14 protein-coding genes are annotated in these 14633 nt (G+C 70.2%); 6 read left to right on the top strand and 8 right to left on the bottom strand.

Annotated elements, in window-relative coordinates:
- Positions 1 to 55: 55 nt before the first annotated feature.
- Genes ACN9M0_RS26860 through ACN9M0_RS26835 form a run of 6 tightly spaced genes read right to left on the bottom strand, consistent with a single transcriptional unit; the run spans position 56 to position 7238 of the window.
- Positions 56 to 1474 (bottom strand): NAD(P)/FAD-dependent oxidoreductase, encoded by a 1419-nt coding sequence (locus tag ACN9M0_RS26860; protein ID WP_366038679.1) that lies wholly within the window; start codon positions 1472 to 1474, stop codon positions 56 to 58.
- Between the two features lie 37 nt (positions 1475 to 1511).
- The gene (locus ACN9M0_RS26855) at positions 1512 to 2306 is read right to left on the bottom strand and encodes an ABC transporter permease (RefSeq protein ID WP_366038680.1); all 795 of its coding nucleotides are present in this window, start codon (positions 2304 to 2306) and stop codon (positions 1512 to 1514) included.
- Complete coding sequence (locus ACN9M0_RS26850) at positions 2306 to 3238, bottom strand: ABC transporter permease (protein ID WP_366038681.1); 933 nt, start codon at positions 3236 to 3238, stop codon at positions 2306 to 2308. The genes ACN9M0_RS26855 and ACN9M0_RS26850 overlap by 1 nt, the downstream gene beginning before the upstream one ends.
- Positions 3235 to 4383: an ABC transporter ATP-binding protein gene (locus ACN9M0_RS26845; protein WP_366038682.1), complete on the bottom strand. Its 1149-nt coding sequence runs from the start codon at positions 4381 to 4383 to the stop codon at positions 3235 to 3237. The genes ACN9M0_RS26850 and ACN9M0_RS26845 overlap by 4 nt, the downstream gene beginning before the upstream one ends.
- 43 nt (positions 4384 to 4426) lie before the next feature.
- The gene (locus ACN9M0_RS26840) at positions 4427 to 5674 is read right to left on the bottom strand and encodes an ABC transporter substrate-binding protein (protein ID WP_366038683.1); all 1248 of its coding nucleotides are present in this window, start codon (positions 5672 to 5674) and stop codon (positions 4427 to 4429) included.
- A gap of 49 nt (positions 5675 to 5723) precedes the next feature.
- Positions 5724 to 7238 (bottom strand): gamma-aminobutyraldehyde dehydrogenase, encoded by a 1515-nt coding sequence (locus ACN9M0_RS26835; protein WP_366038684.1) that lies wholly within the window; start codon positions 7236 to 7238, stop codon positions 5724 to 5726.
- A 175-nt stretch (positions 7239 to 7413) separates the two neighbouring features.
- Between ACN9M0_RS26835 and ACN9M0_RS26830 the strand changes: the two genes are divergently transcribed.
- Positions 7414 to 8001, top strand: coding sequence for an NADAR family protein (locus tag ACN9M0_RS26830; RefSeq protein ID WP_366038685.1), 588 nt, complete (start codon positions 7414 to 7416; stop codon positions 7999 to 8001).
- A 61-nt stretch (positions 8002 to 8062) separates the two neighbouring features.
- Here ACN9M0_RS26830 and ACN9M0_RS26825 read toward each other — a convergent pair whose 3' ends face one another.
- Positions 8063 to 8764 carry a DUF4190 domain-containing protein gene (locus ACN9M0_RS26825; protein WP_366038688.1) on the bottom strand — a complete coding sequence of 234 codons (702 nt, stop codon included), beginning with the start codon at positions 8762 to 8764 and terminating at the stop codon, positions 8063 to 8065.
- A 113-nt stretch (positions 8765 to 8877) separates the two neighbouring features.
- On the bottom strand, positions 8878 to 10074 hold the full coding sequence (locus ACN9M0_RS26820; protein ID WP_366038689.1) for an RNA-guided endonuclease InsQ/TnpB family protein: 1197 nt from the start codon (positions 10072 to 10074) through the stop codon (positions 8878 to 8880).
- Positions 10075 to 10191: 117 nt separating this feature from the next.
- Here ACN9M0_RS26820 and ACN9M0_RS26815 point away from each other — a divergent pair, with 117 nt between their 5' ends.
- From ACN9M0_RS26815 to ACN9M0_RS26795, 5 genes are read left to right on the top strand one after another with little or no spacing between them, the layout of a single operon-like run.
- The gene (locus ACN9M0_RS26815; RefSeq protein WP_366038690.1) at positions 10192 to 11223 is read left to right on the top strand and encodes an adenosine deaminase; all 1032 of its coding nucleotides are present in this window, start codon (positions 10192 to 10194) and stop codon (positions 11221 to 11223) included.
- Positions 11224 to 11242: 19 nt separating this feature from the next.
- Positions 11243 to 11932 (top strand): glycerophosphodiester phosphodiesterase, encoded by a 690-nt coding sequence (locus tag ACN9M0_RS26810; protein WP_426404335.1) that lies wholly within the window; start codon positions 11243 to 11245, stop codon positions 11930 to 11932.
- Positions 11929 to 12708: an SAM-dependent methyltransferase gene (locus tag ACN9M0_RS26805; RefSeq protein ID WP_366038692.1), complete on the top strand. Its 780-nt coding sequence runs from the start codon at positions 11929 to 11931 to the stop codon at positions 12706 to 12708. Before ACN9M0_RS26810 ends, ACN9M0_RS26805 begins: the two co-directional genes overlap by 4 nt.
- Entirely contained in the window at positions 12708 to 13865 is a 1158-nt protein-coding gene (locus ACN9M0_RS26800) for a sensor histidine kinase (protein ID WP_366038693.1), read from the top strand. Before ACN9M0_RS26805 ends, ACN9M0_RS26800 begins: the two co-directional genes overlap by 1 nt.
- Positions 13862 to 14566, top strand: a complete 705-nt coding sequence (locus ACN9M0_RS26795) for a response regulator transcription factor (protein ID WP_366038695.1) — start codon at positions 13862 to 13864, stop codon at positions 14564 to 14566. The genes ACN9M0_RS26800 and ACN9M0_RS26795 overlap by 4 nt, the downstream gene beginning before the upstream one ends.
- The last annotated feature ends 67 nt before the right edge of the window (positions 14567 to 14633 follow it).

Below are 14633 nucleotides of genomic sequence, written 5' to 3'. Positions count from 1 at the left end.
CTTCTCTTACGCGGTTTCACCTACTCGTCGATTGTGACCTGCATCACATCGGGCGTCAGCTGTCGAAGCCGAGGCCGAGCCGGTCCATGGCCTTCAGCCACAGGTTGCGCCGGCCGCCGTTCTCGTCGGCGCGCGCGAGCGACCACTTGGTGATGCCGATGCCGGCCCAGGCGACCGGCTCGGGCGGGAACGGCAGCGGCTTGGAGCGGACCATCTCCAGGTCGGTGCGCTCGGTGCGCTCCCCCGCGAGCAGGTCGAGCATCACGTCGCCGCCGAAGCGGGTGGCGCCGACACCGAGGCCGGTGAACCCGGCCGCGTACGCCACCTTCCCCTGGTGCGCCGTGCCGAAGAAGGCCGAGAAGCGCGAGCAGGTGTCGATCGCGCCGCCCCAGGCGTGGCTGAAGCGGAGCCCTTCCAGCTGCGGGAAGCAGCGGAAGAAGTGCTCGGCGAGCTTGAGGTACGTCTCCGGGCGGTGGTCCATCTCGGCGCTGACCTTGCCGCCGTACGGGTAGATCGCGTCGTAGCCGCCCCACAGGATGCGGTGGTCGGCGGTGATCCGGAAGTAGTGGAACTGGTTGGCGGAGTCGCCGAGTCCCTGCCGGTTCTTCCAGCCGATCGAGGCGAGCTGCTCGGGGCTGAGCGGCTCGGTCATCAGGGCGTAGTCGTAGACCGGGACCGTGTACGCCCGGACGCGCTTGACCAGCGACGGGAAGACGTTGGTGCCGAGCGCGACCCGGCGGGCGAGCACCTTGCCGTACGGGGTGTGGACGCCCATGCCGGCGCCCACCGAGGCCATCCGCAGACCCGGGGTGTTCTCGTAGATCCGTACGCCCAGGTCGAGGCAGGCCCGCTTCAGGCCCCAGGCCAGCTTGGCGGGGTGGAGCATGGCGACCCCGCGCTTGTCCCACATGCCGCCGAGGAAGGTCGGCGAGTCGACCTCGGCCCGTACGGCGTCCCGGTCGAGGAGTTCCACGCCGTCCGCGAGTCCGAGCCGGTCGAGCTCCGCGTACGCCTCGGCCAGTTCCTCGACCTGGTACGGCTCGGTCGCGACGTCGATCTCGCCGGTGCGCTCGAAGTCGCAGTCCAGGGAGTAGCGGGCGACCGCCTCCTCGATGCCGTCGAGGTTGCGCTCGCCGAGCCGCTCCAGCTTCGGCAGCTCGCCCGGCCAGCGGGCGAGCCCGTTGCCGAAGCCGTGGGTCAGGGAGGCCGCGCAGAAGCCTCCGTTGCGGCCCGAGGCGGCCCAGCCCACCTCGCGGCCTTCGATCAGTACGACATCCCGGGAGGGATCGCGCTCCTTGGCGAGGAGCGCGGTCCACAGTCCGCTGTATCCGCCGCCGACCACGAGGAGATCGCACTTCTCGGTGCCGGTGAGGGCGGGCAGGGCTCCGGGCTTGCCGGGGTCTTCCAGCCAGAAGGGGACGGGCTGGGCGTCGGAGAGAGATCGTGCAGCGAGACGCATGGCGACTGGGGCCATGGTTTCCAACTCCTTCGGTGCCTGAGCTGCCTATTGCTCAGGCCGTTGCTGTCTTCTTGCGCCGGTTCGTAATCATTTGCCCGGCCACGACCATCAGTACCGCGAGGACGAACATCGCGGTGCCGATGACGTTGATCTGGACGGGGGTTCCACGCTGCGCCGAGCCCCAGACGAACATGGGGAAGGTGACCGTGGAGCCCGCGTTGAAGTTGGTGATGATGAAGTCGTCGAACGAGAGCGCGAAGGCGAGCAGCGCGCCTGCGGCGATGCCGGGCGCGGCGATCGGCAGGGTCACGCGCAGGAAGGTCTGCGTGGGCCCGGCGTAGAGGTCGCGCGCGGCTTCCTCCAGGCGCGGGTCCATGGACATGACCCGGGCCTTGACCGCAGTCACGACGAACGACAGACAGAACATGATGTGGGCGATCAGGACCGTCCAGAAGCCCAGCTCGATCCCCATGTTGAGGAAGAGCGTGAGCAGCGAGGCGGCCATGACGACCTCGGGCATCGCCATCGGCAGGAAGATCAGCGAGTTGATCGAGCCGCGCGCCCGGAAGCGGTAGCGGACCAGCGCGAAGGCGATCATCGTGCCGAGGAGGACGGCGCCGAGCGTCGCCCAGGCGGCGAGCTGGAGCGAGAGCGAGAGCGACTCGCACATGTCGGCGACGCCGCAGGGGTCCTTCCAGGCGTCGAGCGAGAACTCCTGCCAGGAGTAGTTGAAGCGTCCCTTCGGCCTGTTGAAGGAGAACGCCATCACGACGAGGTTGGGCAGGATCATGTACGCGAGCGTCAGCAGGCCCGCGATGACGACGAGGTTCTTCCGCAGCCAGCGCATCAGACCAGGTCCTCCGTTCCGGCACGGCGGATGTACACGGTGACCATGCCGAGCACGATCGCCATGAGGATGAAGGAGAGCGCGGCCGCCGTCGGGTAGTCGAGCACCCGCAGGAACTGCGACTGGATGACGTTGCCGACCATCTTGGTGTCGGTCGAGCCGAGCAGTTCGGCGTTGACGTAGTCGCCGCTCGCCGGGATGAAGGTGAGCAGGGTGCCGGAGACGACGCCGGGCATCGACAGCGGGAAGGTCACCTTGCGGAAGGTGGTGGCCGGGGAGGCGTACAGGTCCTGCGCGGCCTCGTGCAGCCGGCCGTCGATCCGCTCCAGGGAGGTGTAGAGGGGCAGGATCATGAAGGGCAGGAAGTTGTACGTGAGACCGCAGACCACCGCCATCGGGGTGGCGAGGACGCGGTCGCCCTCGGTCCAGCCGAGCCAGCTGGTGACGTCCAGGAAGTGCAGCGCGTTCAGGGCGTCTACCACGATGCTGTCGTCGGCCAGGATCGTCTTCCAGGCCAGCGTCCGGATGAGGAAGCTGGTGAAGAAGGGCGCGATGACGAGGACGAGGAGCAGGTTCCGCCAGCGGCCGGCCTTGAAGGCGATCAGGTACGCCAGCGGGTAGCCGAGCAGCAGGCAGAGCAGGGTCGCGGTCCCGGCGTACAGCAGGGAGCGGACGAACTGCGGCCAGTACTCCTGGAAGGCGTCCCAGTAGGTCTGGAAGTGCCAGGTGACCTCGAAGCCCTTCTCCAGGGAGCCGGTCTGCACCGAGGTCGAGGCCTGGTAGACCATCGGCAGCGCGAAGAAGACGAGCAGCCAGATGATGCCGGGCAGCAGCAGCCAGTACGGGACGAGGCGCTTGCGGGTGGAGGGCTTGCGCAGAACCGGTTCCTCTATCGGGTCCGCCGCCTCTTTCGTGAGCGTGGAAGTACTCATCCGGCGTCCTCCACCGTCTCCACGCCCGCGTCGATGTCCTGCGCCGCGTCGAGCCCGAAGGTGTGCGCCGGGTTCCAGTGCAGGACGACCTCGGCACCCGGGACGAGCCGGGTGTCGCGCTCGATGTTCTGCTCGTAGACCTGGAGCTCCGCGCCGGCCGGCGAGTTCACCACGTACTGGGTGGAGACGCCGATGAAGGAGGAGTCGACGATCCGGCCGGTGACCCGGTTGCGGCCGTCGGCGATCGAGCCCGCGTCGTCGGCGTGCGCGAGCGAGATCTTCTCGGGGCGGACGCCCACGAGCACCTTGCCGCCCTGGCGGACGGCGGAGGTACAGCGGTCGCCGGGCACCCGGAGCTTGCCGCCGCCGGCCGTGACGAGCACGTCGCCGCCGGTCTCCAGGACCTCCGCCTCGATCAGGTTCGAGGTGCCGAGGAAGTTGGCGACGAAGGTGGTCTGCGGGTTCTCGTACAGGTCGGCGGGGTTGCCGAGCTGCTCGACGCGGCCGCCGTTCATCACCGCGACCTGGTCGGCCATCGTCATGGCCTCCTCCTGGTCGTGGGTGACGTGCACGAAGGTGATGCCGACCTCGGTCTGGATCCGCTTGAGCTCCAGCTGCATCTGGCGGCGCAGCTTGAGGTCGAGGGCGCCGAGGGGCTCGTCGAGGAGCAGCACCTGCGGGTGGTTGATGAGCGCGCGGGCCACGGCGACGCGCTGCTGCTGGCCGCCGGAGAGCTGGTGCGGCTTGTGGCGGGCCTTGTCGCCGAGCTGGACGAGCTCCAGCATGTCGTCGACCTGCTTCTTCACCGACTTGATGCCGCGGCGGCGCAGGCCGAAGGCGATGTTCTCGGAGACGTCCATGTGCGGGAAGAGCGCGTAGGACTGGAAGACGGTGTTGACCGGCCGCTTGTACGGCGGCAGGTCGGTGACGTCCTTGTCGCCGAGGAAGACGGTGCCGGTGCTCGGGTCCTCCAGGCCGGCGATCATGCGCAGCGTGGTGGTCTTTCCGCAGCCGGAGGCGCCGAGCAGGGCGAAGAAGGAGCCCTGCGGGACGGTCAGGTCCAGCGGGTGGACGGCCGTGAAGGAGCCGTACGACTTGCTGATCCCGGTGAGACGGACGTCGCCGCCGGTGTTCTTGTCAGTCATGGGTTCTGGTCCCAGGGAGTGAGAGAGGTGGACGAGGGCGGACTCAGGCGCCGATGAGCTTGGCGAACTTCTCCTCGTACGCCGTCTCCTCCGCGCTGCTGAGCGAGCGGAAGGCGTGCGACTTCTTGGCCATGGCCTTGTCCGGGAGGATCAGCGTGTTGCTCGCGAGCTCGGGGTCGATCTTGGCGAGCTCGTCCTTCACCCCGTCGACGGGGCAGACGTAGTTGATGTACGCGGCGAGCTGGGCGGCGACGGGAAGCTCGTAGTAGTAGTCGATGAGCTTCTCGGCGTTCGTCTTGTGCCGGGCCTGCGCGGGGACGAGCAGGTTGTCGCTGGACGTGATGTAACCGGCGGACGGGATGGCGTACTTGATGTCCGGGTTGTCCGCCTGGAGCTGGATGATGTCGCCGGCCCAGGCGAGGCAGGCCGCGATGTCGCCCTTGTCCAGGTCGGAGGTGTAGTCGTTGCCGGTGAAGCGGCGGATCTGCTTCTTGTCGACGCCCTTCTGGAGGCGCCCGATGGCCGCGTCGTAGTCGGCGTCCGTGAACTTCCCCGGGTCCTTGCCCATGTCGAGCAGGGTCATGCCGACGGAGTCGCGCATCTCGGTGAGGAAGCCGACCCGGCCCTTGAGCGAGGGGTCGTCGAGGAGCTGGCTGACCGAGTCGACCTTCTTGCCGCCGGTCGCCTTGACGTTGTACGCGATGACGGTCGATATGCCCGTCCACGGGTACGAGTAGGACCGGCCCGGGTCCCAGTCGGGACGACGGAACTGGGCGGACAGGTTCGCGTACGCGTTGGGCAGGTTGGCCGGGTCGAGCTTCTGGGCCCAGCCGAGCCGGATGATGCGGGCGGCCAGCCAGTCGGTGACGCAGATCAGGTCGCGGCCGGTGTCCTGGCCGGCCGCGAGCTGCGGCTTGATCTTGCCGAAGAACTCGACGTTGTCGTTGATGTCCTCGGTGTACTTGACCTTGATCCCCGTGCGTTTGGCGAACGCCTCCAGGGTCGGACGGGACTTCTCGTCCTCGCTGACGTCCATGTACTCGGTCCAGTTGGAGAAGGCGACGCTCTTCTCCTTGGCCGAGACGTCGGTGGAGGCGGGACCCTGGCCCTCCCGCTTCGCCGGCGGGATGCCACACGCGCTCAGACCGGCGAGACCGCCGATCGTGAGTGCGCCGACGCCGCCCGCGCGCAGCATCGAACGGCGGCTGAGGGCGCCCCGGCCGCTCGTCATGCTGCGCCGTATCGCCGCCAGCTGCGCGGCGGACAGGCTGTCGGGCTCGTACTGCTCCATGCGCTGTGCCCTTTCGGGATGGGTGGGCCGCTGGTCGGGCGGCGAATTGCTATCGGTCCCCGAAGATCGTGCGGTGCCAGTCCTTGGCCGCCACCGCGGTGTTGTCGAACATCACGTGCTTGACCTGCGTGTACTCCTCGAAGGAGTAGGCCGACATGTCCTTTCCGTAGCCGGAGGCCTTGGTGCCGCCGTGGGGCATCTCGCTGATGATCGGGATGTGGTCGTTGACCCACACACAGCCCGCCTTGATCTCCCGGGTGGCACGGTTGGCCCGGTAGACGTCACGGCTCCACGCGGAGGCGGCGAGGCCGTAGGGGGTGTCGTTGGCGAGCCGGATGCCCTCGTCGTCACCGTCGAAGGGCAGGGCCACCAGGACCGGACCGAAGATCTCCGACTGCACGACCTCGCTGTCCTGCGCGGCGCCGGTGATCAGGGTGGGACGGTAGTATGCGCCGTTCTTCAGCTCTCCACCAGGGGCTTCGCCTCCGGTGACGACGGTGGCGTAGCCGCGGGCGCGCTCGACGAAAGCGGCGACGCTGTCGCGGTGGCGGTGGCTGACGAGCGGACCGAGGTCGGTGTCCGGTGCGAAGGGGTCGCCGACGCGGACGGTCTCCATGAGCTCGGCGACCCGGGCGACGAAGGCGTCGAAGAGCGGGCGCTGGACGTACGCGCGCGTGGCGGCGGTGCAGTCCTGGCCGCTGTTGATGAGGGAGGCGGCGACGGCGCCCCGGGCGGCGGCCTCCAGGTCGGCGTCGTCGAAGACGAGGAACGGGGCCTTGCCGCCGAGTTCGAGGTGGAGCCGCTTCACGGTGGCGGTGGCGACCTCGGCGACCCGCTTGCCGACCGGGGTGGAGCCGGTGAAGGACGTCATGACGACGTCGGGGTGGCCGACGAGGTGCTCGCCGACGACCCGTCCGGCGCCGCTGACGATGTTGATGACACCGTCGGGGATGCCGGCCTCCTTCGCCGCCTGCGCGAACATCAGCGAGGTCAGCGGGGTCAGCTCGGCGGGCTTCAGGACGATCGTGTTGCCTGCGGCGATCGCCGGGAGGATCTTCCAGGCGGCCATCTGGAGCGGGTAGTTCCAGGGGGCGATGGAGCCGACCACGCCGATCGGCTCGCGCCGGATGTACGAGGTGTGGTCGCCGGAGTACTCGGCGGCCGACTGGCCCTGGAGGTGGCGGGCGGCCCCCGCGAAGAAGGCCGTGTTGTCGATCGTGCCGGGCACGTCGAACTCGGTGGTGAGCTTGAGGGGCTTGCCGCACTGGAGCGACTCGACCCGGGCGATGTCCTCCGCCCAGTCGGCGAGCACGCCGGCGAGGCGGTGCAGCGCGTCGGAGCGCTCGCCCGGGGTGGCTCCCGCCCAGCCCGGGAAGGCGGCCTTGGCGGCGGCGACGGCCTCGTCCACGTCGGCGGTGGAGGCGAGGGTGTAGGTGTACACGCTCTCGCCCGTCGCCGGGTCGATCACGCTGTGTTCCCGATCTGAGGTTCCGGCGCGAAGCCTTCCGCCGATGTACTGCGCGCCGTCCGCGAAGCGGTCCGTCACCTGGAAGCGGTTGGTCATGACGCTCTCCGTTGTCCCAGCTCGAATTGAGTGCCGATCCTGACAGAGAGAGAACCCTCCAACAAGGGATTCCGTTGTTGCCTTTTGGTTACGCGACGGAATCGGTCGACCATGTGTCGAGACTGCCGGAAAATCTCCGTACGGAGTGTCCGTGGCGGATGCCAGACTCGCATGTATGAGCAAGATCGAAGAGCTGACGCAGCAGGTCAACAGGGGTGAGCGCAGCGAAATGGGGGTCCCCCCGGCCGGAGGCCGGGGGAGGGTCAAGTGGCTGCACTTCTGGGGGCACCGTCCACACCCGGACGGGCGGCTCTCGGCGAGCTGTCTGAGCCAGTGGTGGCCGGCCCCCTTCACGGTGGACGGAGTGCCGTACGCGACCGCGGAGCACTGGATGATGGCCGCCAAGGCCCGCCTCTTCGGGGACGCGGACGCCGAGCGGGCCGCGCTGACCGCCCCTACCCCCGCTCAGGCCAAGAACGCGGGACGGCTCGTGCGGGGCTTCGACGACGCGGTCTGGGAGCGGGAGCGCTTCGGGATCGTCGTCGAGGGCAGCGTCCACAAGTTCTCCTCGGACGAGGCCCTGCGCGCGTACCTCCTGGGCACGGGCGAGCGAGTCCTGGTGGAGGCCAGCCCGCTGGACCGCGTCTGGGGCATCGGGCTCGCCGCGGACGCCCCCGGCGCCCACGACCCGGCCCGCTGGCGCGGCCTGAACCTGCTGGGCTTCGCGCTCATGGAGGCCCGGGAGCGGCTGCGCGCCGCCTGACACGCGCGAGGGCCCCGCACCCCCTCGGGGAGGTGCGGGGCCCTCGCGGTGCGTACGGGCGTCAGCGGGCGCTCTGCTCGATCTGCAGGCTCGACGCGAACGGGTCCTCGTCGGTCCCCGAGTCGTCGAAGGACGTGGAGTCCTGGGAGATCGCCCAGATCATGAAGCCGAGGAAGACGGCGCTGACCAGGATGCCGATCGAGCCGAGGATGACGCCGGCCAGCGCCATGCCCCGGTTGGTCGCCTCGCCCCGGCCCGCCTTCTTCATGCCGATGATGCCGAAGATCAGCGCCAGGATGCCGAGGATCACCCCCAGTCCGTACATGCAGAAGCCCGCGACCGCGATGATGCCGAGCACCATCGCCGTCGTGCCCATGCCGTTGGACGGGGACTGCTGCCAGCCGGGCTGGCCGTATCCCGGATACCCGGGGTAGCCGTATCCCGAGGCGGTCGGCGGGGCCGGAGCCGCCGCCGGATAGCCGTAGCCGCCGGACGTGTCGGCCGGATAGCCGTAGCCGCCGGACGTGTCCGCAGGGTAGCCGTACCCGGGCGTGGCCGCCGGGCCGCCCGGGGCGACCGGCGGCGGCGGGAGCTGGCCGCCGGGCTCGGGCGTGAGCGGCATGGACGTGACGGTCTGCTGGTCGTGCACCGGCGCGGGCGACGGCGACGCCGGCTTGCTGAGTTCCACCCCGTCGCGGTTCGGCGGAGCCCACGGGTCCGTCGGGTCGTACCCGCCCCGCGACTGGTCTCGGTTGTCAGACATGGGCCTCCCCCATTGTGGTCACGTCATGTTACGGCCTCACCCCTACGGGGGATCCGCCCGCCCGGCCTACGATGATCGGTTGGCTTGCTTCCCCTCGTGAACGAGGGGGATTCCTACGGCTCGCGCCGTGGGGGTTTCTGCTTCGTCGCCGACCGCCCGCCCGGAGTTCTCCGTTGGGGTCTTACACCGGCTCCACAGACCGACACCGCCAGCCCGGCGGCCTTGAGGTTCTTCGCCGCGTTCACGTCCCGGTCGTGGGTCGTGCCGCAGCCCTCGCACGTCCAGGCGCGGACGTTCAGCGGCATGCGCTCGGCGAGCCTGCCGCAGTGGGAGCACAGCTTGGAGGAGGGGAAGAAGCGGTCGACCGCGATCACTTCCCGCCCGTACCAAGCGGCCTTGTACTCCAGCATGCTCCGGAACTCCGACCAGGCCGCGTCACTGATGGCGCGGGCCAGGCTCCGGTTCTTGACCATGTTGCGGACGGTCAGGTCCTCGATCACGAGCGTTTGGTTCTCACGCACGAGTCGAGTGGTCAGCTTGTGCAGCCCGTCGCGCCGCCGGTCCGCGATACGGGCATGGATCCTCGCGACCCTCCGCCGGGCCTTGACCCTGTTGGCACCCTCACCCGGAGCCTTGCGGGCAAGGTTCCGCTGGGCCCTGGCCAGAGCGGTACGGTCGCGGCGCTCGTGCCGCGGGTTGGAGATCTTCTCGCCAGTGGACAGGGTCAGTAGGTGGTCCAGGCCGACATCGATCCCGACCGCCGTGTCCGTGACGGGAAGCGACCGCACGGAGGCGTCCTCGCACAGCATCGACACGAACCAGCGCCCCGCCGCGTCCTGCGACACCGTCACCGTGGACGGAGACACGCCCTCCGGCAGAGACCGGGACCAAACGATGTCCAGCGGCTCTGCCATCTTCGCCAGAGTGAGCCGACCGTCCTGGTACCGGAACGCGCTGGTGGTGTACTCCGCGCTCCTGCGGGACGTCTTCCGCGACTTGAAACGCGGATACCTCGCCCTCTTCCCGAAGAAGTTGGCGAATGCCAGCTGCAAGTGCCTCAGTGCCTGCTGGAGAGGAACCGAGGACACCTCGTTCAAGTAGGCCAGTTCCTCAGTCTTCTTCCAGTCCGTCAGCATCGCCGAGGTCTGGTTGTAGTTGACCCGCTCCTGACGAGCCCACGCCTCTGTACGTGCGGCGAGCGCCATGTTGTAGACCTTGCGCACGCACCCGAACGTGCGCGACAGCTCCGCAGCCTGCGCATCCGTCGGTTTGAAACGGTACTTGAAAGCCCGCTTCACGTGATTCGACACAGCTCACAAACTACCATCTCAATTCGTGACCACCTCCGGGTGGTCGCGGCCGAGCCGGCTCCACCCGAGCTCCCTTCCCTCCCATCGCAAGGTGGGGCCATCCACCGAGGAGTCCCGATGACCGACCTCCACCCCTTCATCGCCGGCCTGCCCAAAGCCGAGCTGCACGTCCACCACGTCGGCTCCGCCTCCCCCCGCATCGTCGCCGAGCTCGCGGCCCGGCACCCGGACTCCAAGGTCCCCACGGACCCGGAGGCGCTGACCGACTACTTCACGTTCACGGACTTCGCGCACTTCATCGACGTCTACCTGTCGGTGGTCGACCTGGTCCGCACCCCCGAGGACGTGCGGCTGCTGACCTTCGAGATCGCCCGTGACATGGCCCGGCAGAACATCCGCTACGCCGAGCTGACCATCACCCCGTACTCCTCCACCCGCCGCGGCATCGACGAGCGCGCCTTCATGGCGGCGATCGAGGACGCCCGCAAGGCGGCCGAGGCCGAGTTCGGCACGATCCTGCGCTGGTGCTTCGACATTCCCGGCGAGGCAGGCCTCGTCTCCGCCGAGGAGACCGCGCGGCTCGCCACCACCGAGGGGCTGCGCCCGGAGGGCCTGGTCTCCTTCGGTCTCGGCGGCCCGGAGATCGGGGTCCCGCGCCCGCAGTTCAAGCCGTACTTCGACCTGGCCCGCGCGGCCGGCCTGCACTCCGTCCCGCACGCGGGCGAGACGACCGGCCCGGAGACCGTCTGGGACGCGATCCGCGAGCTGGGCGCCGAGCGCATCGGGCACGGCACCAGCTCCGCCCAGGACCCCGAGCTCCTCGCGTACCTGGCCGAGCACCGGATCGCCCTGGAGGTCTGCCCGACCTCGAACATCGCGACCCGGGCCGTGGCGACCTTCGAGGAGCACCCGATCCGGCAGTTCGTCGACGCGGGCGTCCTGGTCACCATCAACAGCGACGACCCGCCGATGTTCGGCTCGGACCTCAACAACGAGTACGCCGTCGCCGCCCGTCTCCTCGGCCTCGACGAGCGCGGTGTCGCCGCCCTCGCCAAGAACGCGGTGGAGGCCTCCTTCCTCGACGCGGCCGGCAAGGCCCGCATCGCCGCCGAGATCGACACGTACACGAACGACTGGCTGGCGCGCTGACGGCGACGAGAATGGGGCCATGCGCCCTGTCACTGTCGTAGCCCATCGCGGCGACCCGTACCGCGTCCGTGAGAACACGCTCCCCTCGATCGCCTCGGCGATCGAGCGGGGCGCGGACGCGGTCGAGATCGACGTCCGGCTGACGAAGGACGGGGTGCCCGTCCTCCTCCACGACGACACCCTGAAGCGCCTGTGGGGCCACGACCGGCCGCTCTCCGGTTTCTCGCACGAGCAGCTGCGCGAGCTGACCCTTGACGGGGTGCCGACCCTCCGGGACGCGCTGATCACCGCCGGGGACCACCGGCTGATGCTGGACCTGCCGGGCGGGAACGAGGACTCGGTCCGCTCGATCGTCCGCACGGTCCGCGAGTGCGGCGCCGGGGAGCGGGTCTACTACTGCGCGGGCGCCGTCGCGATGCTCCAGGTACGGGCCGCGGACCCGGACGCCGAGATCGCCCTGACGTGGACCAGCCTCGCCCCGCCCCGGCCGGTGCTGCTCGACGTCGTGCGGCCCCGGTGGCTCAACTACCGTTTCGGTCTGGTGAGTCGGGGACTGACCGAGCGGGTGCACCGGGACGGGCTGCTCGTCTCGGCCTGGACGGCGGACACGAAACACACCATGCGTAAGCTGATCTTGAACGGGGTGGACTCGGTCACCACGAACCGGGTCGACGCCCTCGCCGCCCTGCTGCGAAAGGCTCGCGAATGAACGACCGGATCCGGACCGACATCGCCCACAACGCCCGCGTGTGGAACTACTGGCTGGGCGGCAAGGACAACTATCCGGTGGACCGCGCGGTCGGCTCCCAGGTCACCGGCTTCTATCCGAGCATCGGCGAAGTGGCGCGCGCGGACCGGGCGTTCCTCGGCCGTGCGGTGACCCATCTGGCCGCCGAGGCGGGCGTCCGCCAGTTCCTGGACATCGGTACGGGCCTGCCGACCGCGGACAACACCCACGAGGTGGCGCAGCGGATCGCCCCCGACGCCCGGATCGTCTACGTCGACAACGACCCGATCGTCCTCACGCACGCCCGCGCGCTCCTGACGAGCGCGCCGGAGGGGGTCACCGAGTACGTCGACGCCGACGCCCACGACCCGGAGAAGATCGTCGCGGCGGCCGCCGGGACCCTCGACCTCTCCCGCCCGGTCGCGGTGATGATGCTCGGCATCCTCAACTTCGTCCTGGACACCGACGAGGCCCGGACGATCGTGCGGACCCTGATGGCCGCCGTCCCCTCCGGCAGCCACCTGGTGCTGACCCACCCGACCCTGGAACCGGCACTCGGCGGCGAGGGCAACAAGGCCGCGATGGCCTTCTGGAACGAGAACGCGACCCCGCCGATCACCGCCCGCACCCGGGAGGAGTTCACCTCCTTCCTCGACGGCCTCGACCTCCTGGAGCCGGGCGTCGTCTCCTGCGCGCGCTGGCGCTCCGAGGAGGGCGACGTGGTGGCGCAGTTCGGCGCGGTGGGCCGCAAGCCGTAATGGGCATACGGGGGGACGTACGGAACGGCTGGGAGCGGGCGCGGACCTGGGGCGCCGCCAACCCGTGGGCGGTGGACCTCGGGATCGCGCTGCTCGTCCAGGCGGCGATGACGATGCCGTTCGTGGTGCCGCGCGGGCCCGAGCTCGAACCGGCGACCTGGCCGGCGTACGGGCTGACGACGCTGACGGTGCTGCCGCTGGTCTGGCGGCGGCGCGCGCCGCTCGCGGTGCTGCTCGCGATCCTGGCGGCGAGCGCGCTGTACAAGCTGGCCCTGGAGGGGCCGGGGCAGCCGCTGCCGTACACCGGTCTCGTCGGCGTCTACACGATCGCCGCGCTGTCACCGACCTGGAAGCGGCTCACGACGGCGGGGCTCCTGCTGGTCGCGGTGCCGGCCTCGGTGTGGCTCAACACCCAGTCGGCGCGCGAACTCACCTTCTCCCTCTTCGTGTTCGGCGCCGCCTATGTCTTCGGTCGGCTCACGGACGCGCGGCAGCGGGCGCAGCGGGTGGAGGCCGAGCGGGCGGCCGCGCGCGAACGGGCCAGGATCGCCCGGGAGATGCACGACATCCTGTCGCATGCGGTGAGCCTGATGGTCGTGCAGGCCGAGGCGGGCCCGGTCGCGGTGCGGGCGGCGCCGGAGCGCGCGGAGGCCGCGTTCGAGGCGATCTCGGAGACGGGCCGGGAGGCGATGGTCCAGCTGCGGCAGATGCTGGGACTGCTGCGCGAGGGCGGCGAGACGGCCGCCCCGAGGGAGCCGCAGCCCGATCTCGCGGACGTCCCGGCCCTCCTGGAGCGGGTGCGGGCCGGAGGTCTGGCCGTCGGGTACGCGACGGAGGGCGGGGTGCGGGCGCTGCCCGCGGCGACGGGCGCGAGCGTCTACCGGATCGTCCAGGAGGCCCTGACGAACGTGGTGAAGCACGCGCGGGCCCGTACGGTCGACGTCCGGCTCGCCCACGCCGACGGCGTCCTGCGGGTCACGGTGACCGACGACGGGCGCGGCCCGCAGGGCGGCCCGGGCGGGCACGGCCTGCTGGGCATCCGGGAGCGGGCCGCCGCGCACGGCGGTACGGCGCAGACGGGCCCCGGCCCGGGCGGCCGGGGGTTCGAGGTGCGGGTCCTGCTGCCCGTACAGGCCACCAAGGAGGGGGAGAGATGACGATCCGGGTGGTGGTCGCGGACGACCAGGAACTGGTCCGCAGCGGCTTCGCGATGATCCTGGACGCGCAGCCGGACATCGAGGTGGTGGCGGAGGCCGGGGACGGCACGGAGGCCGTCGAGGCGGTGCGCCGGCTCGCACCGGACGTGGCGCTGCTCGACATCCGGATGCCCCGGACGGACGGCATCGAGGCCTGCCGGACGATCAGCGCGGAGTCCGCCTGCCGGACGGTGATGCTGACGACCTTCGACACCGACGCGTACGTGTACGAGGCGCTGCACGCGGGCGCGAGCGGTTTCCTCCTGAAGGATGTGCGGCGGGACGACCTGGTGCACGCGGTACGGGTGGTGGCGGCGGGCGACTCGCTGCTCGCGCCGTCCGTGGCGCGGCGGCTCGTGGAGCAGTACACGGCGGGCGGCCCGCGCAGGACCGATCCCCGCCTCGACGTCCTCACCGGACGGGAGCGCGAGACGCTCCTGCTGCTCGCCAGGGGGCTGTCGAACGCGGAGATCGCGGCGGAACTGGTGGTCAGCGACCACACGGTGAAGACGCACGTGGGGAACGTGCTCGCCAAGCTGGGGCTGCGGGACCGCATCCAGGCGGTGATCTGCGCGTACGAGTCGGGTCTGGTCGCGGCGGGCTCTCCCCCGCCCGGGGGAGCCGCGGGCCCCGGCCTCTCCCCCGCGCCGGGGAGGAACTGACCCGCCGAAGACCGCCGGTGCGGGCGATCCGCCGATCGCCGCTGGTCAGCAGGATGGAGCCATCGAG

The sequence above is a fragment of the Streptomyces sp. R-07 genome (genome assembly GCF_049913175.1).
Lineage (GTDB): Bacteria > Actinomycetota > Actinomycetes > Streptomycetales > Streptomycetaceae > Streptomyces.
Note: the sequence above shows the minus strand (reverse complement) of the source record. Positions and strands in the feature narration are given on the sequence as shown.

What these genes read in the sequence shown, in the direction of transcription:
- ACN9M0_RS26840 (WP_366038683.1), bottom strand. Translation starts at nt 5,674, where the DNA reads ATGGAGCAGTACGAGCCCGACAGCCTGTCCGCCGCGCAGCTGGCGGCG.
- ACN9M0_RS26845 (WP_366038682.1), bottom strand. Translation starts at nt 4,383, where the DNA reads ATGACTGACAAGAACACCGGCGGCGACGTCCGTCTCACCGGGATCAGC.
- ACN9M0_RS26805 (WP_366038692.1), top strand. Translation starts at nt 11,929, where the DNA reads ATGAACGACCGGATCCGGACCGACATCGCCCACAACGCCCGCGTGTGG.
- ACN9M0_RS26850 (WP_366038681.1), bottom strand. Translation starts at nt 3,238, where the DNA reads ATGAGTACTTCCACGCTCACGAAAGAGGCGGCGGACCCGATAGAGGAA.
- ACN9M0_RS26825 (WP_366038688.1), bottom strand. Translation starts at nt 8,764, where the DNA reads ATGTCTGACAACCGAGACCAGTCGCGGGGCGGGTACGACCCGACGGAC.
- ACN9M0_RS26795 (WP_366038695.1), top strand. Translation starts at nt 13,862, where the DNA reads ATGACGATCCGGGTGGTGGTCGCGGACGACCAGGAACTGGTCCGCAGC.
- ACN9M0_RS26855 (WP_366038680.1), bottom strand. Translation starts at nt 2,306, where the DNA reads ATGCGCTGGCTGCGGAAGAACCTCGTCGTCATCGCGGGCCTGCTGACG.
- ACN9M0_RS26810 (WP_426404335.1), top strand. Translation starts at nt 11,243, where the DNA reads ATGCGCCCTGTCACTGTCGTAGCCCATCGCGGCGACCCGTACCGCGTC.
- ACN9M0_RS26830 (WP_366038685.1), top strand. Translation starts at nt 7,414, where the DNA reads ATGAGCAAGATCGAAGAGCTGACGCAGCAGGTCAACAGGGGTGAGCGC.
- ACN9M0_RS26815 (WP_366038690.1), top strand. Translation starts at nt 10,192, where the DNA reads ATGACCGACCTCCACCCCTTCATCGCCGGCCTGCCCAAAGCCGAGCTG.
- ACN9M0_RS26860 (WP_366038679.1), bottom strand. Translation starts at nt 1,474, where the DNA reads ATGGCCCCAGTCGCCATGCGTCTCGCTGCACGATCTCTCTCCGACGCC.
- ACN9M0_RS26800 (WP_366038693.1), top strand. Translation starts at nt 12,708, where the DNA reads ATGGGCATACGGGGGGACGTACGGAACGGCTGGGAGCGGGCGCGGACC.
- ACN9M0_RS26835 (WP_366038684.1), bottom strand. Translation starts at nt 7,238, where the DNA reads ATGACCAACCGCTTCCAGGTGACGGACCGCTTCGCGGACGGCGCGCAG.